22 protein-coding genes and 1 tRNA gene are annotated in these 21668 nt (G+C 69.2%); 8 read left to right on the top strand and 15 right to left on the bottom strand.

Translation table 11 applies throughout. The features are described 5' to 3' along the window. The 4 genes from ABZT03_RS04515 (at position 1) to ABZT03_RS04500 (ending at position 4649) form a co-directional block, all read left to right on the top strand. Positions 1 to 1575, top strand: coding sequence for an NADH-quinone oxidoreductase subunit M (locus ABZT03_RS04515; RefSeq protein ID WP_356033366.1), 1575 nt, complete (start codon positions 1 to 3; stop codon positions 1573 to 1575). Next, positions 1572 to 3071 (top strand): NADH-quinone oxidoreductase subunit N, encoded by a 1500-nt coding sequence (locus tag ABZT03_RS04510; RefSeq protein ID WP_356033363.1) that lies wholly within the window; start codon positions 1572 to 1574, stop codon positions 3069 to 3071. Before ABZT03_RS04515 ends, ABZT03_RS04510 begins: the two co-directional genes overlap by 4 nt. 325 nt (positions 3072 to 3396) lie before the next feature. Beyond that, positions 3397 to 4260 (top strand): zinc metalloprotease HtpX, encoded by an 864-nt coding sequence (gene htpX / locus ABZT03_RS04505; RefSeq protein ID WP_356033361.1) that lies wholly within the window; start codon positions 3397 to 3399, stop codon positions 4258 to 4260. Beyond that, the gene (locus tag ABZT03_RS04500; RefSeq protein ID WP_356033358.1) at positions 4257 to 4649 is read left to right on the top strand and encodes a YccF domain-containing protein; all 393 of its coding nucleotides are present in this window, start codon (positions 4257 to 4259) and stop codon (positions 4647 to 4649) included. Before htpX ends, ABZT03_RS04500 begins: the two co-directional genes overlap by 4 nt. Before the next feature lie 458 nt (positions 4650 to 5107). On the opposite strand, the gene ABZT03_RS04495 is transcribed toward ABZT03_RS04500, so the two are convergent. After that, entirely contained in the window at positions 5108 to 6370 is a 1263-nt protein-coding gene (locus ABZT03_RS04495) for an APC family permease (RefSeq protein WP_356033355.1), read from the bottom strand. 197 nt (positions 6371 to 6567) lie between these two features. Here ABZT03_RS04495 and ABZT03_RS04490 point away from each other — a divergent pair, with 197 nt between their 5' ends. Continuing rightward, a complete protein-coding gene (locus tag ABZT03_RS04490; RefSeq protein WP_356033352.1) occupies positions 6568 to 6834 on the top strand; it encodes a GlsB/YeaQ/YmgE family stress response membrane protein in 267 nt (88 codons plus the stop codon). 155 nt (positions 6835 to 6989) lie between these two features. On the opposite strand, the gene ABZT03_RS04485 is transcribed toward ABZT03_RS04490, so the two are convergent. Next, positions 6990 to 7478 carry a YajQ family cyclic di-GMP-binding protein gene (locus ABZT03_RS04485; RefSeq protein ID WP_356033349.1) on the bottom strand — a complete coding sequence of 163 codons (489 nt, stop codon included), beginning with the start codon at positions 7476 to 7478 and terminating at the stop codon, positions 6990 to 6992. A gap of 224 nt (positions 7479 to 7702) precedes the next feature. On the opposite strand from ABZT03_RS04485, the gene ABZT03_RS04480 reads away from it, so the two are divergent. Beyond that, a tRNA-Tyr gene (locus tag ABZT03_RS04480) sits at positions 7703 to 7784 on the top strand. Between the two features lie 152 nt (positions 7785 to 7936). Here the strand turns inward: ABZT03_RS04480 and ABZT03_RS04475 are convergent. The 13 genes from ABZT03_RS04475 to ABZT03_RS04415 all read right to left on the bottom strand — a co-directional run bounded on the left by ABZT03_RS04475 (position 7937) and on the right by ABZT03_RS04415 (position 19706). Then, positions 7937 to 9301: a tyrosine-type recombinase/integrase gene (locus tag ABZT03_RS04475; RefSeq protein WP_356033346.1), complete on the bottom strand. Its 1365-nt coding sequence runs from the start codon at positions 9299 to 9301 to the stop codon at positions 7937 to 7939. After that, positions 9298 to 9507, bottom strand: a complete 210-nt coding sequence (locus tag ABZT03_RS04470; protein WP_356033344.1) for a helix-turn-helix domain-containing protein — start codon at positions 9505 to 9507, stop codon at positions 9298 to 9300. Before ABZT03_RS04470 ends, ABZT03_RS04475 begins: the two co-directional genes overlap by 4 nt. Positions 9508 to 9752: 245 nt before the next feature. Next, on the bottom strand, positions 9753 to 11171 hold the full coding sequence (locus ABZT03_RS04465; protein ID WP_356033341.1) for a phage/plasmid primase, P4 family: 1419 nt from the start codon (positions 11169 to 11171) through the stop codon (positions 9753 to 9755). Then, complete coding sequence (locus ABZT03_RS04460) at positions 11168 to 11509, bottom strand: hypothetical protein (protein WP_356033339.1); 342 nt, start codon at positions 11507 to 11509, stop codon at positions 11168 to 11170. The genes ABZT03_RS04465 and ABZT03_RS04460 overlap by 4 nt, the downstream gene beginning before the upstream one ends. Positions 11510 to 11595: 86 nt before the next feature. Next, positions 11596 to 12510, bottom strand: coding sequence for a bifunctional DNA primase/polymerase (locus tag ABZT03_RS04455; protein ID WP_356033336.1), 915 nt, complete (start codon positions 12508 to 12510; stop codon positions 11596 to 11598). Positions 12511 to 12601: 91 nt separating this feature from the next. Next, positions 12602 to 12910 carry a hypothetical protein gene (locus ABZT03_RS04450; protein ID WP_356033333.1) on the bottom strand — a complete coding sequence of 103 codons (309 nt, stop codon included), beginning with the start codon at positions 12908 to 12910 and terminating at the stop codon, positions 12602 to 12604. A gap of 234 nt (positions 12911 to 13144) precedes the next feature. Further along, a complete protein-coding gene (locus ABZT03_RS04445; RefSeq protein WP_356033331.1) occupies positions 13145 to 15247 on the bottom strand; it encodes a hypothetical protein in 2103 nt (700 codons plus the stop codon). A 1-nt stretch (position 15248) separates the two neighbouring features. Continuing rightward, positions 15249 to 16841: a hypothetical protein gene (locus ABZT03_RS04440; protein ID WP_356033328.1), complete on the bottom strand. Its 1593-nt coding sequence runs from the start codon at positions 16839 to 16841 to the stop codon at positions 15249 to 15251. 97 nt (positions 16842 to 16938) lie between these two features. Beyond that, a complete protein-coding gene (locus ABZT03_RS04435) occupies positions 16939 to 17154 on the bottom strand; it encodes a hypothetical protein (protein ID WP_266700019.1) in 216 nt (71 codons plus the stop codon). Between the two features lie 22 nt (positions 17155 to 17176). Further along, complete coding sequence (locus ABZT03_RS04430) at positions 17177 to 17518, bottom strand: RRQRL motif-containing zinc-binding protein (RefSeq protein ID WP_356033325.1); 342 nt, start codon at positions 17516 to 17518, stop codon at positions 17177 to 17179. 4 nt (positions 17519 to 17522) lie between these two features. Then, a complete protein-coding gene (locus ABZT03_RS04425; protein ID WP_356033322.1) occupies positions 17523 to 19118 on the bottom strand; it encodes a DUF2637 domain-containing protein in 1596 nt (531 codons plus the stop codon). Further along, positions 19096 to 19449, bottom strand: a complete 354-nt coding sequence (locus ABZT03_RS04420; RefSeq protein ID WP_356033320.1) for a hypothetical protein — start codon at positions 19447 to 19449, stop codon at positions 19096 to 19098. The genes ABZT03_RS04425 and ABZT03_RS04420 overlap by 23 nt, the downstream gene beginning before the upstream one ends. Next, positions 19449 to 19706, bottom strand: coding sequence for a DUF6284 family protein (locus tag ABZT03_RS04415; protein ID WP_356033317.1), 258 nt, complete (start codon positions 19704 to 19706; stop codon positions 19449 to 19451). Before ABZT03_RS04415 ends, ABZT03_RS04420 begins: the two co-directional genes overlap by 1 nt. A gap of 445 nt (positions 19707 to 20151) precedes the next feature. Between ABZT03_RS04415 and ABZT03_RS04410 the strand changes: the two genes are divergently transcribed. Both ABZT03_RS04410 and ABZT03_RS04405 read left to right on the top strand, forming a co-directional pair. Then, on the top strand, positions 20152 to 20946 hold the full coding sequence (locus ABZT03_RS04410; RefSeq protein ID WP_356033314.1) for a GntR family transcriptional regulator: 795 nt from the start codon (positions 20152 to 20154) through the stop codon (positions 20944 to 20946). Beyond that, positions 20943 to 21608 (top strand): ElyC/SanA/YdcF family protein, encoded by a 666-nt coding sequence (locus ABZT03_RS04405; RefSeq protein WP_356033310.1) that lies wholly within the window; start codon positions 20943 to 20945, stop codon positions 21606 to 21608. Before ABZT03_RS04410 ends, ABZT03_RS04405 begins: the two co-directional genes overlap by 4 nt. Positions 21609 to 21668: the final 60 nt, after the last annotated feature.

Here is a 21668-nt window from a genome sequence, read left to right as displayed (position 1 = left end):
GTGATCGATATCAACGAGTCCGTGATGCAGTTTCTTCTGGCGTTCATCGTGGTCGGCCCGCTCCTGGGGGCGGTCGCCGCCCTCCTGCCGGCCCCGCCCGGACTGAAGGGGAAGTCGCCCGAGCAGGCCGTGCTGCGGCACGGGGTGACCGTGACCGGCGTGATCCTCATCGCGGCGATCGTCCTCGCGCTCGGCTTCGACCACGACCATCCGTCGAAGATGCAGGCCACGACCGACATCAGCTGGATCCCCGCGCTCGACGTGCGCATCCACCTGGGCACCGACGGCATTTCCCTCCCCCTTCTGGTCCTGACCGCGCTGCTGACCTTCCTCTGCGCGCTCTACTCCTACTTCAAGATGCCTTCGGGCCCGTCCCCCAAGGCGTTCGTCGCTCTCGTGCTCGTCCTCGAGTCCGGCACCCTCGCCACCTTCGCCGTCCTCGACCTGCTGCTCTTCTTCCTCGCCTTCGAGACGGTCCTCATCCCGATGTACTTCCTCATCGCCCGCTGGGGCGGCGCCCAACGGACTCAGGCCGCCTGGAAGTTCATCCTCTTCACCCTGCTCGGTTCCGTCGTCATGCTGCTGGGCCTGCTCCTGATCGGAATCAAGGCGGGCACATTCGACATGGTGGCACTCGCCACTGACAACGGCTCCTCGCTGACCACATCCGTGCAGGTCACGGCCGTTCTGGCGATCGGGATCGGCCTCGCGGTCAAGACACCGATGTGGCCCCTGCACAGCTGGCTGCCCGACGCCCACACCGCCGCCCCGACGGTCGGCTCGGTCCTGCTGGCCGGCGTCCTGCTGAAGATGGGAACGTACGGGTTCGTCCGGATTCTCCTCCCGGTGGCACCGGACGGCTTCCGCACCTTCGCGCCCTACCTGGCCGCCTTCGCCGTCGTCGGCATCATCTACGGATCGCTGGCCTGTCTGGCCCTCGCCAAGCAGGGCGCGAAGGGCGACCTGAAACGCCTCATCGCCTACTCCTCCGTGGGCCACATGGGCTTCGTCCTGCTCGGCATCGCCACCATGACCCCGACCGGCGTGAACGGCGCCCTGTTCGCCAACATCGCCCACGGCCTCATCACCGGCCTCCTCTTCTTCCTGGTCGGCGCCCTCAAGGACCGCACCGGCACCACCGACCTCGACACCCTCGCCGACAAGACCGGCGCCGCCCTCTACGGCAGGAGCCCGCGGCTCGGCGGCCTGCTCGCGTTCGCCGCGGTCGCCTCCCTCGGCCTGCCCGGCCTCGCGGGATTCTGGGGCGAGATGCTGGCGCTGTTCGGCGCGTTCAACCCCGCCGCCGCCCTCAGCCGCCCCGCCTTCCTCACCTTCATGGCGATCGGCGCGTTCGGCACCCTGCTCACCGCCGCGTACATGCTCGTCGTGGTCCGCCGCGTCTGCATGGGCGCCGCCCCCCAGGAAGGTACGACGATCGCCGACGTCCACGCCTACGAACTCGCGGCCTGGACCCCGCTCGTCGTGCTCACCGTCGTCGCCGGCCTGTGGCCCAGGGCACTGCTCGGCCTGACCGACCCGGCCGTGCAGCAACTTCTCGCAGGAGGCACCCGATGAGCTCCGTCGTCCAGTCCGTCGACTGGCTCGCCATCGCGCCGCCCACCGTCACGGCGGCGGTCGGACTCGTCGTCCTCGTCGCCGACCTGTTCGTCGGAAAAGCCGGCAAGGCGCTCCTCGGCTGGGTGTCCGTCGCGGGCCTCGCCGCCTCCGCGCTCCTGCTGCTGCCCCTCCTGAACGGCGACCGCAGCACCTTCTGCGCGAACGGCGAAGCGGACCTGTGCAGTTACACGGCGGACCGTTTCACCCTCGTCATCCAGCTGCTGGTCCTCGGCGGCGCCCTCCTCGCCGCCCTCCTGTCGGTCACCACCCTCAAGGACGACGACAAGCGGCTGCCCGAAGGGGAGTACTGGTTCCTGCTGCTCTCCTCGGCCGCCGGCGCCGCCCTCCTGCCCGCCTCCCGCGACCTCGCCACTCTCGTCGTCGCCCTGGAAGTCGCCTCCCTGCCCGCCTTCGCCCTCGTCGGCCTCAGGCAGGGCGACCGCAAGTCCTCCGAAGCGGCCCTGAAGTTCTTCCTGTCCTCGGTCACCGCCACCGCGGTCAGCCTCATGGGCGTCAGCTTCGTGTACGCCGCCACCGGCACCCTGTACCTCACCCGCATCGCCGACCGCATCCAGCACGTCGACGGGCAACTGCACACCCTCACCCAGACCGGCGTCGTCCTCACCCTCATCGGCTTCGCCTTCAAGACCGCCGCCGTGCCCTTCCACTTCTGGGTGCCCGACACCTATGTGGGCGCCCCACTGCCGATCGCCGCCTACCTGTCGGTCGTCGGCAAGGCGGTCGGCTTCTCCGGCCTGATCCTCGTCACCGTCGTCGCACTCCCTTCGTACGCCGACGTCTGGGGACCGGCACTCGCGGCGCTGGCCGCCCTCACCATGACCGTCGGCAACGTCGGCGCCCTGCGCCAACAGGCCACGCGCGCGTACAGCGCGGTACGCCTCCTGGCCTGGTCCTCCGTCGGCCAGGCCGGCTACCTGCTGGTCCCCATCGCCGCTGCCGCGTACTCCGAGGACGCCGAGAAGTCGATCGGCTCCACCGTCGCCTACGCCCTCATGTACGCGAGCGTGAACCTCGGCGCCTTCGCGGTGGCCGCCCTGGTGGGCCGTACGAAAACCCTCAACCGCATCTGCGACTACCGCGGCCTCTACGCCTCGAACCCCCTCGCGGCCCTCCTCCTGGCCTTCTTCCTGCTCTGCCTCGCCGGACTGCCGCCAGGCATCATCGGCCTCTTCGCCAAGGTCACTGTCTTCTCCGCCGCCGTCGACGCGGGCCTCGGCTGGCTCGCCGTGGTCATGGCCGTCAACGTCGTGATCGCCCTCTTCTACTACCTCCAGTGGACGGCCCTGCTGTTCCGCGCCCCGGAGGGCGAACCCGTCCGGCACCGCGTCCCCGCCCCCCTCACGGCCGCGATCACCCTGACCGCGCTCCTCGGCCTCGCCCTCTCCGGAGCACCCCAGCTCGCCCTGCGCTTCGCCGACACCGGACTCTTCTGACCCACCGGCCCACCGACCCACCGACCCGGGCCCACCGGCCCACCGACCCGGGCACGGCTGTCCACCGGCCCTGGAGACCCGTGCTTTCGCTACGCGCGCGTGGGGCACCCGAAGCGCCACGCGCGCGTGCCTCACGCCGCCGCCGTCACCCGGACGGACGACGCGCGCAGCCGTACGCACAAGGGAACTAGTGGTCCCCGCCTGGCGTTGACCAGTACGGGAGGGTCCACTGGACGTGACACCACGGCACCGGTGGCAGACGGAGATCGACGGACAGGATCAGCAGGCGAAGGGTTCCCCTGCCGCACCGCTTGGAGGGCGTACCGTGCACCGCCGGCACAACGGGCTCAGGACCGCAGTACTCCTCGGGGGGCTGTCGGCACTCATCATCCTCATCGGCAGTCTCTTCGGCCGCATGGGGCTGATCATCGCGGTCCTCGTCGCCCTGGGCACCAACGCGTACGCGTACTGGAACAGCGACAAACTGGCTCTACGCGCGATGCGCGCGCGGCCGGTCAGCGAGTTCGAAGCCCCCGCCCTGTACCGCATGGTCCGCGATCTCTCCACCCAGGCCCGTCAGCCCATGCCCCGCCTCTACATCTCCCCGACGGAGGCCCCCAACGCCTTCGCCACCGGCCGCAACCCGCGCAACGCCGCCGTGTGCTGCACCGAAGGCATCCTGCGACTCCTTGACGAACGCGAACTGCGCGGCGTCATCGGCCACGAACTCAGCCACGTCTACAACCGCGACATCCTGATCTCGTCGGTCGCCGGCGCCCTCGCCTCCGTGATCATGTTCCTGGTCAACTTCGCCTGGCTGATCCCGGTCGGCCGCTCGGACGACGACGAGGGCCCCGGCCTCCTCGGCATGCTGCTCGTCATGATCCTCGGCCCGCTCGCCGCCGGCCTCATCCAAATGGCCATCAGCCGCTCCCGGGAGTACGAGGCCGACGCCTCCGGCGCCCAGCTCACCGGCGACCCGCTCGCCCTGGCCGGCGCCCTGCGTAAACTCGAATACGGCACCAAGCAACTCCCGCTGCCCCCGGAGCCGCGGATCGAGACGGCGAGCCACATGATGATCGCGAATCCGTTCCGTCCGGGCCAGGGCATCTCCCGGATGTTCTCGACGCACCCGCCGATGGCGGAGCGCATCGCCCGGCTCGAGAAAATGGCAGGTCGCCCCCAGTGAAAACCATCCTGAACGTCATCTGGCTCATCCTGAGCGGCTTCTGGCTCTTCCTCGGATACATCGCCGCCGGCTTGCTGCTGTGCATCACCATCATCGGCATTCCTTTCGGCATTGCCGCATTTCGTATTGGCATCTACGCCCTGTGGCCCTTCGGGTACACGACGGTGGAGCGCCACGACGCCGGTGCGCCCTCCTGCGTGGGCAACGTCCTGTGGCTGGTCCTGGCGGGCTGGTGGCTCGCCCTCACCCACATCGTCACGGGTGTCGCCCTGTGCCTGACGATCATCGGAATCCCGTTCGGTATCGCCAACTTCAAGCTGCTGCCCGTGTCGTTGCTCCCACTGGGCCGTGAAATCGTCCGCACGGACGAGCCGTTCGCGACCCGCTGACCGACGCCTCTCGCGGTCACGACCCATCTCCCGCCTGCGGCAGACGTCGGTTGTCCACAGCCCGGAGGTTTTCCACAGCCTGGTTGTCCACAACACGACGGTTGTCCACAGGCCCGGCCTGACGGTCGGCGCCGTCCCGCATGATGAATCCATGACCGAGATCGAGCAGTTGCCGACAGCACCGGGTGTACGAAGGGACGCAGGGGCGGAGTTCCGCATACCCGCAGCCGCCGCACAGCCCGTCTGAGAGACGGCTTCCCTGAGGGCCGCCGCAGACCTGCCCATCTGTCGGCGGCCGGATCTGCCGCGCACCCGCTGGCAGCCCGCGTGCGGGCCCGTCGCCTGTCCCGCCCGTCTACCGGCCGCCCACCGACCAGCGGCCTACGGACCGGTTACCCGCCGACCACCGCCCGCCGGCCCACACCCGACGGCCCATCGACCGGCCGTCTACCGCCCGTCTACCGCCCGTCTGTCGGCCCGGCGCCGCCCTGCCGCCCCCGCACCCCGTACGCGATTCCACCCAGCACCAGCACTCCCGCACCGGCGGCCACCGAAGCCAACGGCAGTGCGAACGCCAGCACGACGCATCCCAGCAACCCCACCGCCGGCACCACCCGGACCGCCGGAGCGGACCCGAGCGTCCAGGCGGAGGCGTTGGCCACCGCGTAGTACGCCAGCACACCGAAGGAGGAGAACCCGATCGCGCCCCGCACGTCCACCGTGGCCGCCAGCACCGCGACCACCGCGCCGACGGCCAGTTCCGCCCGGTACGGCACCTGGAACCGCGGATGGACGACGGCCAGCGCACCCGGCAGATGCCGGTCCCGCGCCATGGCCAGCGTGGTCCGGGACACGCCCAGAATCAGAGCCAGCAGCGAGCCCAGCGCGGCCACCGCCGCACCCACCCGCACCACCGGCACGAGCCCGGGCACCCCGGCCGCCCGCACCGCGTCGGCCAGCGGCGCCTCCGCACGACCGAGACCCCCGGCCCCCAGCACCGAAAGGACAGCCACCGACACACACGCGTAGACCACCAGTGTGATCCCGAGGGCCAGCGGGATCGCGCGGGGGATGGTGCGCGCCGGATCCCGCACCTCCTCGCCCAGGGTCGCGATACGCGCGTATCCGGCGAACGCGAAGAACAGCAGACCGGCCGCCTGCAGCACGCCGTCCGCACCTCCAGAGACCCCGCTGTCCAGCCGCCCGGCGGCGGACGCCCCGGACCCCAGACAGACCACGACCACGGAAGCGAGGACAGCCAGGACAACCGCCACGATCGCCCGGGTCACCCAGGCGGACTTCTGGACACCGCCGTAGTTCACCGCGGTCAGCGCCACGACCGCGGCGACCGCCACCGCGTGCGCCTGACCGGGCCACACATATGCGCCCACGGTCAGCGCCATGGCCGCGCAGGAGGCCGTCTTGCCCACCACGAACGACCAGCCCGCCAGATAACCCCAGAACGCGCCGAGCCGCTCGCGCCCGTACACATAGGTGCCGCCCGAAGCCGGGTACAGAGCGGCCAGCCGGGCCGACGACGTGGCGTTGCAGTAGGCGACCACGGCGGCCAGAGCGAGCCCCAACAGGAGCCCGGAGCCGGCCGCGCGCGCCGCCGGCCCCAGTGCGGCGAAGATCCCGGCCCCGATCATCGAGCCGAGCCCGATGACGACGGCGTCGCCGACGCCCAGCGTGCGCCGCAGTCCGGCACCGGAGAGACTCATACGCCGCACCCTACTGACCGGTGCAACCGCCGGGTGTCGGCCCGACGTCCTCCTCCTCGACACGACACGAACAATCGCGCGACCGACGGTAGGCACGCGCGACGAGCAGGGCGCCCGAACCACGGGCACAGCCTGTCCGGACCGACATGACAGCGCCCGGACAGCGCGGGCACAGCACGAGAGGGCAGGTTCACCGCATGAGCATCATCAGCTGGATCATCCTGGGACTGCTGGCCGGAGCCGTCGCCAAGGTGCTGCTGCCCGGCCGGGATCCCGGTGGCTTCATCGGAACCACCCTCATCGGCGTCGCGGGGGCGTTCATCGGCGGCTGGATCTCGGCCCGCTGGCTGGACCACCCGGTCAGCAAGCACTTCTACGACGGTGCCACCTGGGCGGCGGCGATAGGTGGCTCACTCGTCCTCCTGATCGCCTACCGCCTCCTGTTCGGCAACTCCCGAGACTGAGAACCCGGCCTCGTTCGCGGCCCAGCACGCCTGAGCGCGACCGAGGGGGGAGCCTGTCGACCTCGGTCGACAGACAGGAAGGGCGGGCACCGGCCGGCAGATCGCCCGCCGGGTACCCACCCCTCCTCGTACGCGCGCCGGGCGCGAACCACCGGCTACCGGTAGTTCACGAACTGCAGGGCGAACTCGAAGTCCTTGCCCTTCAGCAGGGCGATGATGGCCTGCAGGTCGTCGCGGCTCTTGGAGGTGACCCGCAGCTCGTCGCCCTGCACCTGAGCCTTGACACCCTTCGGGCCCTCGTCACGGATGATCTTCGCGACCTTCTTCGCGTTCTCCTGGGAGATGCCCTCCTCGATGGAGGCGAAGATCTTGTACTCCTTGCCGGAGAGCTGCGGCTCGCCCGCGTCCAGCGCCTTCAGCGAGATGCCGCGCTTGATCAGCTTGGACTGGAAGACGTCGAGGACAGCGTTCACCCGGTCCTCGGAGTTCGCCTCCATGAGGATCTTCTCACCGGACCAGGAGATCGAGGCGCCCACGCCCTTGAAGTCGTAGCGCTGCGAGATCTCCTTGGCGGCCTGGTTGAGGGCGTTGTCGACCTCCTGCCGCTCGACCTTCGAGACGATGTCGAAACTGGAGTCGGCCATGTCCTGTGGCTCCTTGTATCGGGGTACGTATCGGGTGCGTATCGGGGTACCTGGGGGCGACCGCCGAGCCCGGCGTTGCCGGGGCCGCATCCGGACAAGCCTAGCCACCCACGGTCCTGCGAGCGCAGATCAATCAGGTGGCGAAGCACCCCTCCGTATCGGGTATCGTTTACGTCGTTGCCACAGCGCACCGCCGAAAGTCGGTTCGATGGGCAGCAACCCCCGGCGGTGTGCCCGAGCGGCCAAAGGGAGCAGACTGTAAATCTGCCGGCTTAGCCTTCCCAGGTTCGAATCCTGGCGCCGCCACACGGGAACCAAGGGTCCGTGGTCTGCCTAAACAGCAGGTCACGGGCCCTTAGCCTTGTCCCCTGTGAACTAGCGAGCTGTCTCACGCTGTCTCGCGTTCGAACGCCGTGTCTCGGAATCCACGGACGGGGTGTGGACGGGATTTCAAAGGGTCAGCCCCGCAGTCCCAGCCGAGCCGAGATCTTGGCGTTCGCGGCCTCATCGCCGTCCTTGAGGAACTTCGCGTATACCCGAAAGAGCACGCCCACGCTGTGGCCGGCCCGCTCCGCCACAAGCTGTGGCTCAACACCGGAGCTGAGCCACGTGGAGACGGCGGCGTGACGTAAATCATATGGCCGCTTAGCCAGTGCCGAATCGAACTGGGATGTGGTGAGCGCGCGAGTCCGCGCCTCCGCCCACACCTCGCCATACCCTGTGTCCTGGATCAATCCGCCTCGCGACGTCTGGAAGAGCCGGCCATCCGGAGCTGTCCCGTACGCGGTGACGTGCCACCGCAACAGGGCGACCAGTTCGGGCGGGATGGGGACATGCCGAACGGCCTTCCGTGGGCGGTGCTTGAGTCCCCTTCTGTCATGCGACTCGCCACTGTCAGTCCATGCCGATCCGGAACGGGGACGGGTCTCCCTGAGCTTCAGCAGCCCCCATCCGCGTCGAGGTAGGTCGCAGTCACGGAGCCTTAACCCGATGACTTCGGCCGGCCGCGCTGCGGCGAAATACATGCAGCCGAAGAACGCCGCGAGGCGGCGTCCGCGCGGGCTCTGGTCCCGCACGCCGGCCAGCAACTTGGCGACCTGCTCGGGATTGGGAACGCACGCAGGATCGACCTCTTCGACCACCTGCTCGGGTGCCTTCCACTTGATGCGGGTGAGCGGGTTGTCGGTAAGCAGCTCAGCCTCTACGGCGAACTCAAGGGAGTTGTAGAAGATCGCCCGCTTCCGACTGATCGTCCCCGGCGCCGCTGTCTTCCCGTCCAGCTTCCTGGAGATGGCCCGGAGACCGCTCCGCACGAGCACGAGATCCGAGAGTGCCGACGTTGCCAGCGACTTGCGCTCGAACCATTCAAGGATCTTGGCGACGTCGGGCGGGGTCTCCTCGCTCCAACGGTTCTTGTTGAATGCCCAGCCGTACAGCGCGGTGCGGACGGCCCGTGCATCTGGCATGCCCTTGGTGTCCTTCACGAATGTCGGTGTCACGGTCGCCATTGCTTCGGCGAGCGTGCGCCGCGTTGAAGCGGGGGAGTCGTCCCACTTCATCTCGATGTAGTTGCGTGCGTGCTCGTACCAAGAGATGTCACGGGCTTTGGCGACACGGGACTTGGGTAACCCGCTGTCGACGTCGAACGGTTCGCCCTCGCGAGCCGCGGTGACGAGCTGTGCACGTCGGCTCTCTGCCAGCCCCAGGGTCAGGAACGACTCCGAGTGTTCGCGTTCTCCTACCTTCCAGCGAAGTTGGTAGGGCTTCCGGTACTCGCGCTTCCGGATCGCCCAGACTTTGAAGGTGTAGCTCCACTCGGTCACGCGACTTCCAGTTCGTCCTTGAAGGCGTCCAGGACGCTACGACGTACACAGATACGGCCAGAAGGGGTGCGGCGGGCCTCCGGGCCGATGCCATGGTTACGCCAGCGGTACCAGGTGGCCCGGCTGATGCCGATCTCTTCCAGAGCGTCGCTCAGCGGTACCAGTTCGTCTTTCGGCGCACGGCGCCGGCGGGTGGGCGTACTCATGCGTAGATCTCCTTGAGCCGAGGCGAGAGCGCAGGGGCAGGAAGTTGGCGCCACAGTCCCGTGGGTCGCGGACCATCGCGGACCACCCCCGTTGACCTGCGGTTTTGCTGCCGTTGCGTCCGGACCATCGCGGACCACCCGTCGGCGGATGGTCCGCGATGGTCTCGTTTCCGGGGTAGGTGAATGCGCAGGTCAGGCAGGGTGGTCCGCGATGGTCCGCGACCCAGCGGAATGTGCGCGGCGTTCTACTCGGATGCGTCCTGGGAGGGGCGTAGGCCGATTCCGGTGTAGGTGCGGATGCGGTTACCGCCGTCGCGAGGGCGGGTGAGGCTGAGCTGTGGGACGACGGACAGGAGGTTGCGGCCGAAGATCTGTTTCGTGCCGTGGCGGACGCCGTTGTCCTCGGTCCATTCGCGCCAGACGTTCCACAGGTCGTCCACGGCGACGGTGCATGCCGGGCCGGTGTTGCAGCGTTCGCGGACGAATGCGCTGGTCGGTGAGGCGGTGTCCTGCATGGTGGTGATGGCTTCCCGGCTGGACTGCGGTTGGGTGATTCGCCCGTTGCGCTGGAGACGGGCCAGTCCGTCCAGGGCCCAGTTGAGGATGCCGGGCATCTCCGCGGTGAGGCGGTCGGTGAGGGTGGGATCTTCCTTGCCGAGCCAGGACACCCGCATGCTGAGCAGGATGAACCGGTTGGCGATGACTCCGGATGAGTCGCCGAAGTGCGGCAGTTCGTTGGACAGGATCATCAGCCGCGAGGGCACCCGGCCTGTCCACGGTTCGCGGAATTTGCGGTCGATGTCGATCGTGTCGTCGCCGGAGATCGTCAACAGCCTCTCCACGACTTGAGTGTTGTCGTTCCCGGAAAGACGGGCGTCCGAGATGATCGCGAGGGACTTGCCGATCAGCGTGGACAGACCGAAGTTCGTCCCGAGCCCTGCCAGGGTCGGGCCGGCCAGGTTCTCTTTGCCGACCAGGGCTTTCAGTACGCGGGCGATGGTGCCTTTCCCGGAGCGGGAGGGGCCGACGATGAGCAGGATCTTCTGCTGGTCGGTCCGGCCGGACAGGACGTAGCCGAACCACTCCTGAAGTGCGGCGATGGTGTCGGGGTCGTCGGGCCAGAGCTGCGCGAGGAACCGTTCCCATGTGGGTGCGCTCGCGTCGGGGTCGTAGGCGAACGGCACGGACACGAGGTTGAAGAACTCCGGACCGTGCGGTAGAAGGGCCCGGTCCTGGATGCGCAGCAATCCGTTCTCACAGGCCACGATGGGTCCTTCATCCTGGCCTGTGGAGCCCTGGTCATCGATCCACGCAGGGACATCGGTGTCTGTGGGCAACAGGGTGATCGCCCCCAAGGCGTCGAGCAGGTTGCCGATTTTTTGCTTTGTCGGGGCCCACTGATGCTGCTCCGGTTCGCCCTTTTTGTTGGGCTGGATGTACACGGCGTGCTCCAGGCGCTCATACATGGCTTTGCGTACCTGGGCGTCGTCCACTTCTCGCCAGGAGGAGCCGTTCCAGTGCATCCATGACGCCCGCCAGCGCCGACACACCAGTCGCCCGTCCTCGGTCTGCCAGTCCGGCAGCAACCGGCGAGCGACAGCCAGTGGGTTGGTGGGCGAAGGTAGTTCCTCGCTCTCCGTGTCGGTGGCGGGGTGCTGCATCATGCGGTCTTCCTCCCTTCGGCGAATGCGGGGGCTGTTTCGATGCAGGCGTCCTTGTGGACGCTGTAGTCGGTGATCAGCGCGGCCACGGCGTGCGCCCCAATGGCGGTGCCGGTCTGCCCGCAGGCGCAGGCGTAGGCGGCGGTGGGGGTGTCGCCGTGCTGCTTCCACCAGCGCGCTCGGTCGTCGTGGGAGCGGTAGATCGGCGGGGCGTAGATGCGGAGTCCGGGCCGCTCCGGGGTCGGGTTCTCACTGCTGTGGTTTCTGCGAGCAGCAGGGAAGTGCTTCGGGCGGGAAAGAGCAGTGGGGACGCCTTCGGCGACGCCCTTTCGAGCGGCCACGGCCGGCTCTGCGGGGGCCGGTTCGGCGACGTGCGGGCGGCTGGGGGTGGTCTGTTGGCCTTCCAAGGGGGGAGGGGGTGGGGTGCTCATGCCGCGTCCCGGGGGCGGGCTTTGCGCAGGGAGCTGTCCAGGGCGCTGCGGATGGTGGCGCGGCACTCGGCAGCGGTGAGTCCGCGCGTCTCCCCCGCCCCTTGGAAGGCTTCCTCCACCACGTGCCGCGGGAGGTCGCCCCACGCGACGAACCGCCCCACCTTGAACGCGGACCGGTTGAGCGTGATGTTGCCCTCGCCCTCCGGCGCCCCGACCACCGCCCGGCACTCCCGTTCCAGGGCCGCGGTGGCGGCGCGGCTGCCGCTGACCGTGGGCCGCACGAACGGTGTGACCGGTTGCGGGGCCGGCGGCGACTCCAGCAGCCGAAGCAGCCATGCGGGCACTACGGCCGGGGCCGTGTCGTCGGTGATGGCGTACGGGCCGGCCGGGCTGGTGCTGCCGGCGGCGACGACGTATCCGCCCCACGCGCGGGTGTCGACCAGCGGCGCGAGGCTTCCTGCCGTGTTGGCCAACCGAGTGTCGTCCGGTGCGGTGAAGTACAGGTGTTCTCCGCTGCTCGCGGTCCGCGTCCGGTAGGTGGTGGGGACGGTGTGTCCGGTGCGCTCGCAGAGCGCTCCAAAGGTCACCGCGCCGGTAGGCGCGTCCACATTGCTGTTGTCCTTCGGCACGTCCAGATCGACCACTAGCAGCCCGGAAGGGCCAGTGGCGATGCCGACGTTGAACGGGCCGGCGGACCAGGTGGCGCGGATCCGGTCTGGGTCGGTGGTGGCGCGTTGCTCCCACTTCTGGTGCCCTGCCTCGCAGGCTCCGGTGCGGGTGCAGGAAGCCTCTCCGTGCAGCGCGGGCCGCTTCGTGCCGGGTCGGAGGGGGAAGACGTGCCAGCCGCGCTCAGCGGCCGTCAGAGCGGCGGCGAGTAAGACCTCTCGCGTGTTGTCGGTGGATTGCGTCATCCTGGGTGTCTCCAGTTCCTTTGATGGGTGCTGGTTGGCAAGGGCGGCCCCGGATTCTTTGGTCGAGAGACGGGGGCCGCCCTTGGCGTAGCTAGGTGTTCTTGCCGCGGGCGAGTTTGAGGGTGATGCCGCCGGCTCCGATGGGTCCCGCGGCGCCGCCGATGATGGTGGCGGTGTGTGCGGCGACGTCCATCAGCCAGCACAGCGCGGCGACCACACCCCAGGTGCCGAGCGCGGCGGCCCCGGCGATCGCGAACGGGATGAGCAGCCGAGCCCACGGGAACGGCGGTGGGGTGTCGTTGATGACGAAGACGACCGGCTGTCCGGTCGCCTGGGCGCGCTGGTAGACGTCGGCGGGGATGTGCGGGGCGATCTGGCCGGGCGGAAGTTGCTGGCTCATTTCAGGCTCCCTTGGGGTGTGCCACGGGCCCGCGCCAACTGGTGGCGCGGGCCCGTGCGGTGGGTGGGTGTGCTTGTCGCGTTGCTTGTCGTCTGGCTTGTCGTGCGGCTTGTCGCCTTGCTTGTCTTGTCGCTTGTCTTGTCGCTTGTCGCCTCCCAGGTCACAAGCCGTTTTCGGGCCTCACAGTCCCGGTAGGCGACATGTGGTGAAGCGGGGACGACAAGCGACAAGCGATCAGCCCTCGGTCGTGTGGGAGCGGTGCACATACCGGGCTTTGGTCCCCTCGCCGACGCGAACGGCGGTGCCGTCGGCCAGCCACATTTTCAGCCAGCCCACGACTGTCTGACGCGTCGTCCCGAACCCATCGGCGAGTGCGCGGGCGATCGCAGATGCTCCGGTGCCTGCGGGGCCGGCGGCGAGCAGCGCGGCGAGCGCGGCCTGTTGCGCGGGGCTGTCCTGCTCCTCCCGCAGCGCCGACAGGTTCAGTCCGGCCGGCCGCTCCGGGCCGTCGCCCTGCTCGCTGGTGTGGGGTTCGGGTGCGGTGCCGAACTGCGCGTCGATCTCCTCCCGGAACCGGCGCGCCAACGCATCCTCCGGAGACTCCGGCTGCTCGCTCAGCGCGGACAGGCGCAGCGCCGACGTCGGCCCGTATGGCTCGGCGTCGGTGCTGTCGTCGTAGGCGACCTGGTCACGCATCCATGCGGTGCGCTCCGCATCCCAGCGACGCGCGTAAGCAGGCCCGGCCGCCTTGGCGGACACGTCATCGAGCGTCGGATGCCGGTCGGAGGTGGCGGCGGTGATCTCCCGGATCTGGTTCGGGAGAATCCGCCACCCCTTGAACAGGGCGGCCGGTGACTCCGGGGTGCTCATGAACCCGGCGCCCTTGTGTGGGGCCTGGTCCACGCGCAGGCCGCGGGAGCCGGGGAACATCTTGGACAGGTCCATGCCCTCGGTCTCGCCACCGGTGAGGGCGACGCGGACCTTGGCTTCCCGGCGGATCATCAGGTTGCTGAGGACACTGCCGGTCGCCCCGAGGGCGGTGAGGACGGTGCGTACGCCCATGGCGCGGGCGATCCGGATGACTTCCAGGATCTTTTCCCCGAGCTTGCGGACGGCTCGGTCGGTGCTGGCCAGGATCTCCGCGCCCTCATCGATCACCAGCATGATCTGAGGAATCTGTCGGCTGACCGGCAGGAGATCGGTGTTGGCCTTGGACAGCAGGGCTTGGTAGCCCATCTTGCGCTGCTTGGCCACGCGCACGGCCGCGTCGAGCATGGTGAGGGCTTCGTCGTAGGTGCCGGCGAGCCAGTCCACACCCGGCCGCACCGGCTTGCCGTCCTCCCGCACGAGTTCACCGTTCAACGCCGGGAGGACCCAGGGCAGGCCGGCCGATCCGGCGTTCAGGTCGATCACCCACGTGAGCATGTCCTCGGCGCGGGCGAACCCCGCGAGGATGGAGTGGACCATGTTCGTCTTGCCTGACCCGGTTGGCCCGACGATCAGCGCGCACTGCTCCCGGAGATAGGCCCGGATCTGCTCCGCGTTCGTGCGGTAGCCCCACGGGATGCCGGTGTGGATCGACAGTGTGCTGTAGTCCGTCGGGTAGTCGCGCTTTTCTTCGAGGACGTTGACGGTGGTCACGTCGAGGATGACGCGGCCCTGGTGGATGCCGGGGCCCGCGGTGGCGGTGCAGCCGTGCGGCAACCGGGCGTCCGCGGACAGCCGCGGGGACTCGGCTGCAATCTTGTTCCAGGTGGCGCCGCCGGGCGGGAGTTCAGCGTCGATGGAGAATCCGGCGCCGGTCTCCCACATCTCCACCCCGACCACGCGCACGGTGATCGAGCAGACGCGTTGGATGCGGTCGACCCATTCCGCGGCGATCGCCCGCCGCTCCGCGGACAACTCCGCGGCGATCTGTCGTTGCTCAGCCGCAGCGGCTTCGTCTTCGCGCGCTTCTTCGTAGAGGGCGACGGAGCGTGCTGTGGCGCCGATGCCGACGCCGATGGTGGCCAGGGAGCCGAGGGCGGCCCAGGTGAGGACGCCGTGGGTCATGGCCCAGGTGGTCCAGCCGGCCCCGATGAGCCAGGAGGCGGCGCGGGTGGCGAGGGTGCGGCCGGCGTTGCGTACCCGGATGCCGGCGACGGTGTGTCCGAGGGCGCCGGCCACGCCTACGGCGAGGGCCCAGCCGGGGGGCATGGCGGTTGCTGCGCCGCTGGTGGCGATGGCGAAGGCTCCGGTGGTGGCGGACAGGGCGCCGGTCACGGGTCCGTGACCGGCCGCCCAGTCCAGCACCGGACCACTGCTCTGCTGCTGTTTGGCGGTGGCGGTGCTGCTCATCTCAGACGTTCCAGCCCTTCTCTGCCTCGGTGCCGTTGCGGGGGTCCTCGTGGCGGGCGATGTCCTGCGCGTGGACCTGCCGGAACGTCGGTCCCATGTCCTCGGCGATGGACACGGCGTTCATCAGCGCGGCGTAGATGTCGTTGAAGCCGTCCGCAACCTGCTTCTCCAGCGGGAACTCGGAGTCGGAGCGTTCGGCGAGGAACTTCATCACGGTCGCCACGAACGTCAGCGCGCCCGGGAGACCTTCGACCATGGCCAGGATCTCCATGCAGCCATCGGGCTCGTAGGTGTTGGCCGCGGCCGCCATCTCCATGGCGTGGTCCTCGAAGTTGAATCCGGTGTTGATGGACACGTGCTCTCCTTCGATTGCGGGGGTGTTCGTGCTGGTGGGAACCGTGGCCGCGGGCCGCTGGACGCCGTCCGCGATGCCTTCCGTGCCGTCCTTGGCGGCCTCCGCGTCCGCGGTTGCCTCCTGCTCGCGCTGCTTGTCGTGCGCGGTCTCATCCCGGGCCGCGCGCTGCTCGCCGGCGGTCTGCACCATGCGGCGGTACAGGCGCCGGCCGGGGTGGATCAGGGCAGGGATGCCGAACTTGCGGCCGATCCACGTGGACAGGCAGCCCAGCAGCCCGACCGGCAGCGCCAGCAGCCCGGCGAGCAGTCGCCGGCCCTGAAAGCGGGCCGCGGAACGGCGCAATGCCTGACGTGCCGCCTTACGAGCCGGTGCCTTACGGACCTGCGCTCGCTGCGCGGCGACGGTGTTGCCGGCCTTGGCGTCCCGCTTGGTACGCTGCTTGGCGATCGCCGCGTCCCGCACGGCACGTACCTTGCGGGCGGCGCCGCCCAGTAGACGGCCGCCCAGACCCGAACGCTTGACCGCTCGGTTGTTGCCGGCCACGGACTTGGCGTTGCGTCGGGCGTCGGCGACCGCACGTCGGGCGTTGGTGGTCTGTGCCCGCTGCCCGCCGCGCGAGCCGGCGGTGTCCTTCCGTGCGGCCCGCAGAGCCTTGACCTGCCCCACCCGACTGGCAGCGCCCTTGCCCGAGCCCAGTTGGTGTTTGGCCGGGCCGTGCGGGCTCTTGCGGAGGGTGTTTCCGCCGGTGGTGGTGCTGCCGTGGCGGGTGGCGCTGCCACCGGTTCGGCGGTGTTGGCCGGGCACCTTGCCCGACCGGCCACCGGAACCCACGGAGCGCGAGCCGGCCGAACGACCGCCGGAGCTGCGGCGTGTGCCCGCACCCGAGCCGTGCTGTCCCATCTTGCGGGCGGCTGAGCGGCCGGCGGTGCGGGCGGCGGACCGGCGTGCCTCTCGGCGCGGGTCCGGCTTGCGGGATCGGGCGGCGGCGACCGTGCCGAGGACGACCATGCCGGTGGCGGCGATGGCCGCGGCGATGGGGCCGCCGGCCAGGGACGCGGCGGCGACCGCGCCGACGGTGCTGTTCGCCCCGGACAGGGCGAGCGGGACGATCGGCCACCCGCCCGGCGTGTGATCGACGTCCGGCACGTGCTTGGCCACGGCGGGCGGGGTGTCGGGGGGCGGGGGTGGTGTGATCGGGGCAGCCTCCACGGCTACCGGCTCAGTGCTGAGGTCCGTCATGCTGAGAGCACTCCTTTGCGGGAGTAGGGCCCGGCCGGGGCCGTGGAAAGTTGCCGGCCGGGCCCGCCAACAGGGAGGATGGTCAACTGGGCGCAGGTCAGAGCTGGTTGCGCTCCAGGGAGAAGAACAAGACCGTGGCGCCGGACAGCGCGGGGTCTTGGGCTGTCACGGCCTGGTAGAGCTGCTGGTACATGTCCTTGCGGGTGGCTCCGGGCGCGGGGGTGCAGGTGCCCTCCTGCGTCATGGAAAGCAGGCCCGGCTTTTCCAGGGACAGCACGAAGAAGTGCGTGCCCTGCTGCGGTGCAACGCTCACGATTCCTCCAGGTGAGGGGTTTTCAGGCGGCGCGCTGTTCGTCGTCGGGGTAGGCGCAAGGCACGCACATGCCGAGCAAGGTGGGGATGACGTAGCCGGCATCCCGCCCGCACTCCGGGCACGTGCGCCGCGCGGTGTTGGCCTTGGACAGAGCCGCCCACTTCGCCGGCGTCATCGGACGGACGGGCTTGGCCTTGTCGATCTCGTAGAGGTAGGCGACCAGTGGGCCGCGGCGCCGGCGGGGTCGTTCGAGTTGCGCGGCGACGTCCTGCCCGCCGGGCCGTAAGCCGCGCGCTTTGAGCTGGCGGATGGTCGCCAAGCCGTCCGGGGCGAGGTGCCATCGATAGGTAGGGATGCTCGCCATGGCGTCAGGCCGTGCTCAGCGCGCGGGGCTGCGCGGCAAGCTGCGCGGCGCGCGCGGTACGGAAGTCACGCAGCCAGTTCCGCGCGTTTCCGGGGTCCACGCCGAATCGCTCGGCGAGATCAGCGGCGGTCGGTTCGATCGGCTGCGGGCTGTTCACGGCGTGCAGGTAGTAGTTCCAGCCGTCCTGCTTCGCGGGCGACTTCCACACCGTCTCCCCGCCCTCCGAGGCACCTTCCGGGCCTTGCGGGTGGAGGCTTGCGAGGTCGCCGCACAGCCGCTCGTACAGTGCTGTGGCCTCGGCGATCTGCCCGTTGAGCTGGGCGAGAGCGTCCGCACCGGACTGGTGGGCGGAGTGAAGCCGCTGGGCGTCGGCGGTGAGGCTGTCGATCTGCTGCCGCTGGGCGTTCGCCTGGTCCTGTGCCTGCTGGATGAGCTGCCTCGCGCGGTGCCGCGCGGCTTCCTCTTCGTGCCGCGCTTCTTCCGCGCGCTGCCGCGCGGAGGCTTCCTCCTGCCGCGCGGCTTCCAGGCGGCCGGCAGCATCACTGCCGCTGGCGAGCAGGCTCGTCTGCTCCTGGCGGACCTGCTCCAGTTCCTGGCGTGCGGTTGCCAGTTCGTCTGCCGCGCGCTGCCGCGCGTCGTCTGCTTCCTGCCGCGCGGCTTCCGCGCGCTGCTGCGCTTGCTGTGCCTGCTCGCTGAGTGCGGAGGCTTCCTGGCGCTGTACTGCGGGGGTGATCGCGAGGTTCTCGATCAGGGTCAGCACGGTCTCGGGCCGGCGGTAGTCGAGCGCCGCGAAGGCGTCCGCACCCGTGAGTGTGGCCAGCCTGCGAGCCAGCGCGAGAGCCTGATCCCGGTCGACAGCGACGTCGGCACGATCCAACGCCTTCTGCGCCTTACGCCGCCACCGTGCAACCTTGCGCGTCTTTCCGCCCTCCAGGGCCAGGCGTAGCCGGTAGACGCGCAGCGCGGCCCGCTGGACCAGTGCCGCGCGGGCGATCGCGGAGGACGACGTGCGGGCATCGAGACCGAGCAGGGCGAACAGTTCCGCCCATGCGTGCTGCCACAACAGCGCCACCAGCCGGGCCGGGCCAGGGCGCGCACTGTCGTCCTGACCCGCCTTGACGTGGTGCAGTTTGCTGCGGAGCTGAAGTTCGATCAACCACGCCGCCAGTGCCGGTACCGCGGCGAGGACGGGGCGGGCCCACCAGTTCGGGGCATGCACCGCGTTCATGGCCGCGGAGAACGCGACCAGCGTCCAGGCGGTGCGGTGCATCAATCGCAGTTCCCGCGTCCACCCCTGCTCGGGGTCGGCGGCGCGATACATCATGACCAGCAGCGTCATCTCCGCGGCATCAAAGACCGAGATGAACGCCACGGCCAGTTCCGTGGGCAGGGCGCTGGTCTGCGTGGCAAAGCCCCACAGGCCATGCACGCTGACCGCCACACCCCCGAGCGCGACAACGGCCTGCGGACCGATCCCGGACAGCCACGCCGACTTGCGAAGCTGACCCAGGCCCCACAGAGCCAGGGCCAGTGCGGCGACCGCGCCGGCCATCCACGACCAGGGGCCGCCTGCCAGGTCAGGGAGCCCGGACAGCGTCATCGCGCGCCTCCTCAACCTGCTGGTCAGGCTCGTAGACGGCATAGACGCTGAACTCGACCCCATACACGGTGGCCACGAACTTCAACTGCGTCCGCGCACCCGCCCGACGCAGCACGACCTTCTCAAAAGGCACGTTGAGCGCCGCGCGCCATGCCTCGACCTTGCTCGGACTGTCGAGCTGCACCGCCAACTCCCGCGGCAGCACCTCACTCAGCGCGAAGTACGCGCCGGGCAGATCCGGATGACTGACCGCAAGCCCCGCCAGCGCGACCAGCACGGTTGCCTGCTCGCTTAAGGCCGCGGAGGAAGGCGTGTCCCAGGTGTTGGCCATCACGCTGCCTCGCCGGTCAGGGTGCGGTTGGTCAGCGCGGCACGCTCGGCGAGCACCTTGTTCGCCGCCCGGCGCAGCCGCCGCACACCCAGCACGGACGCCGGCCGGTCCAGCAGCGCGATCTGCACGTCCAGCAGTTCCAGCTCCGCGTCGATCAGCGGAGCCTCAGCCTCGATCGCATCCAGCTCCGCATCCGTCGGCTCCATGAACAGGGCGAACGCGGTAACAGCGTCCTGAACAGTAACGATGTGTTCCATTGGGTCGTGGTCCCTTCCACAGGTGAACGGCCCGAACAGCGGCCCCGGAGGTGCAACTCCGGGGCCGCGCGCCGTTGATAGTGAGCGCTGCAGGCGATGCCTGCGGCGGGCCGCGAGTGGCGGCCAGAGCCCCGGACAGGGCTTGAACCTGTCGAGCCGCCAAGGGCGGGGCGCGCCGGTCTTCTCCGCCTTGTATCCGACCCCTTCGGGCAGGCGGACCACGGGTTACCGGCAGTTCCCTGTGTGGAGTTTTCAAGGCGCTTGCGCTTCCTTCGAGCCCGTTTCACGGAGCCCTCCGGGCGACATATGAGCAGCCCAATAAGGGACACCCCGGGGCCGCTGTCCTAGGACTGCGGCCTGTCGAGTAAGATCCTGGCGCACAGTCCCAGGACTGTCAACAGTCCTGGGACTGTGTTTCACTGGACGAAGTCGAGAGGAGTGCTGCATGGCGCCCAAGTGGCGAGAGCTTGCGGACCGGCTGGCCGAACAGATCAGGAACGGCGCGTACGCCCCCGGTGCCCAGTTGCCGCAGATCAGGGACCTTGTGGAAGCGGGCGAAGGCTCGAAGTCCACAGTCCATGCGGCCTACAAGGCGTTGGAAACCGAAGGGCTGGTCACGTCGTCACGCGGACACGGCACGGTCGTCCGTGAGCGGGCCCCGCTCAAGCGACTCGGCATCGCGCGGTACGACAAGGCCAAGTGGAGGGACGGCGATGAAGTGGCGTTCATCGCGGACCGTGTGGCGTCCGGACGTACGTACAAGCGGAACGAACAGACCCAGACCGTCAGTCGCGTGCCGGCGTCGGCCACCGTCGCTCAGGCGCACGGTCTGCCGGAAGGTGCGGAGGTGTACGCACGTGCGCGCGTGGTCAAGGAAGGCTCGCAGCCGACGCACACGCTGACGAGCTACTACCGTCCCGAGCACGTGGAAGGGACGCGCATCGTCGACCCGACGCCGGGACCCGCCGGCCGGGGCGGTGGCTTCCGCGTCCTGTACGACGCCGGATACGAGATCGATCACATGCAGGAGACGCTGTTCGCGCGCATCCCCACGACGGACGAAGTCCAGCTCCTCCAACTTGCGCCGGGCGAATGGGTGGTGGAGCTGCACCGCACGACGTACACGGCAGGCGGCACCGTGGTGGAATTCGCGATCGGCGTTCACGCGGCGACACGCTTCGCCTGGACGTACGACTTTAAGGTCCCCGATTCAGCGAAAGCGGAGGGCGAGAGCAAGTGATCTCAGCGCAAGCATGGGCCGACGCTCAACGGCTTTGGGACTTCCAACAGATGGGGCACGAGCTGCGCCCATGCTCCGTCGCGATCGGACTCGGCAGCCACGACCTCGGCGTCGCAAACACAACCGCCGATCTCTACCGCCGGGGCATGATGCCGCTGACCGTCTTCACCGGGGCGACCAGCCGCACCACACGCGACCGCATGCCCCGCGGCGAGGCTGAGCACTACCGAGAGCGGGCGATGGAACTGGGAGTGCCTGCTGATGCCATCCTCGTGGAGCCGCGGGCTCGGAACACAGGAGAGAACATCCGCTTCTCTCGCGCACTGCTGGAAGAGCACCAGGTCGCAGTAGCGTCCGTCCTGCTGGTCAGCAAGCCGTATGAGGAACGACGAGCCTACGCAACCGCACGCAAACTATGGCCCCAAGTCGAGTGGGTCAGCGCGTCCACACCCATGACCCTGGCTGACTATGTCGACTCGATCGGAGACGCACGCCTGGTCATCAACATGCTGGCCGGCGCGCAGCAGCGGCTAATGCTCTACCCGCAACAGGGCTTCATGGTTGAGCAGTTCGTACCCGAGGACGTGGCTGCAGCGTACGAGCGCCTACGCGACGCCGGGTTCACAAGTCGACTCGTGGCGAATACCGCAGAGCCGAAGTGACGAGACCACGGGCGCTCTTTGAGGCCTGCTGCGACCAACCTGGGGCATCGCAATGGCTCT

Source organism: Streptomyces sp. NPDC005574 (assembly GCF_040605435.1).
GTDB lineage: Bacteria > Actinomycetota > Actinomycetes > Streptomycetales > Streptomycetaceae > Streptomyces.
The sequence above is the reverse complement of the archived record's forward strand: the minus strand, read 5'-3'. Positions and strand labels throughout refer to the sequence as shown.

What these genes read in the sequence shown, in the direction of transcription:
- ABZT03_RS04415 (WP_356033317.1), bottom strand. Translation starts at nt 19,706, where the DNA reads ATGGAACACATCGTTACTGTTCAGGACGCTGTTACCGCGTTCGCCCTG.
- ABZT03_RS04485 (WP_356033349.1), bottom strand. Translation starts at nt 7,478, where the DNA reads ATGGCCGACTCCAGTTTCGACATCGTCTCGAAGGTCGAGCGGCAGGAG.
- ABZT03_RS04510 (WP_356033363.1), top strand. Translation starts at nt 1,572, where the DNA reads ATGAGCTCCGTCGTCCAGTCCGTCGACTGGCTCGCCATCGCGCCGCCC.
- ABZT03_RS04495 (WP_356033355.1), bottom strand. Translation starts at nt 6,370, where the DNA reads ATGAGTCTCTCCGGTGCCGGACTGCGGCGCACGCTGGGCGTCGGCGAC.
- ABZT03_RS04430 (WP_356033325.1), bottom strand. Translation starts at nt 17,518, where the DNA reads ATGGCGAGCATCCCTACCTATCGATGGCACCTCGCCCCGGACGGCTTG.
- ABZT03_RS04410 (WP_356033314.1), top strand. Translation starts at nt 20,152, where the DNA reads ATGGCGCCCAAGTGGCGAGAGCTTGCGGACCGGCTGGCCGAACAGATC.
- ABZT03_RS04455 (WP_356033336.1), bottom strand. Translation starts at nt 12,510, where the DNA reads ATGACGCAATCCACCGACAACACGCGAGAGGTCTTACTCGCCGCCGCT.
- ABZT03_RS04465 (WP_356033341.1), bottom strand. Translation starts at nt 11,171, where the DNA reads ATGATGCAGCACCCCGCCACCGACACGGAGAGCGAGGAACTACCTTCG.
- ABZT03_RS04490 (WP_356033352.1), top strand. Translation starts at nt 6,568, where the DNA reads ATGAGCATCATCAGCTGGATCATCCTGGGACTGCTGGCCGGAGCCGTC.
- ABZT03_RS04420 (WP_356033320.1), bottom strand. Translation starts at nt 19,449, where the DNA reads ATGGCCAACACCTGGGACACGCCTTCCTCCGCGGCCTTAAGCGAGCAG.
- ABZT03_RS04425 (WP_356033322.1), bottom strand. Translation starts at nt 19,118, where the DNA reads ATGACGCTGTCCGGGCTCCCTGACCTGGCAGGCGGCCCCTGGTCGTGG.
- ABZT03_RS04470 (WP_356033344.1), bottom strand. Translation starts at nt 9,507, where the DNA reads ATGAGTACGCCCACCCGCCGGCGCCGTGCGCCGAAAGACGAACTGGTA.
- ABZT03_RS04445 (WP_356033331.1), bottom strand. Translation starts at nt 15,247, where the DNA reads ATGAGCAGCACCGCCACCGCCAAACAGCAGCAGAGCAGTGGTCCGGTG.
- ABZT03_RS04440 (WP_356033328.1), bottom strand. Translation starts at nt 16,841, where the DNA reads ATGACGGACCTCAGCACTGAGCCGGTAGCCGTGGAGGCTGCCCCGATC.
- ABZT03_RS04450 (WP_356033333.1), bottom strand. Translation starts at nt 12,910, where the DNA reads ATGAGCCAGCAACTTCCGCCCGGCCAGATCGCCCCGCACATCCCCGCC.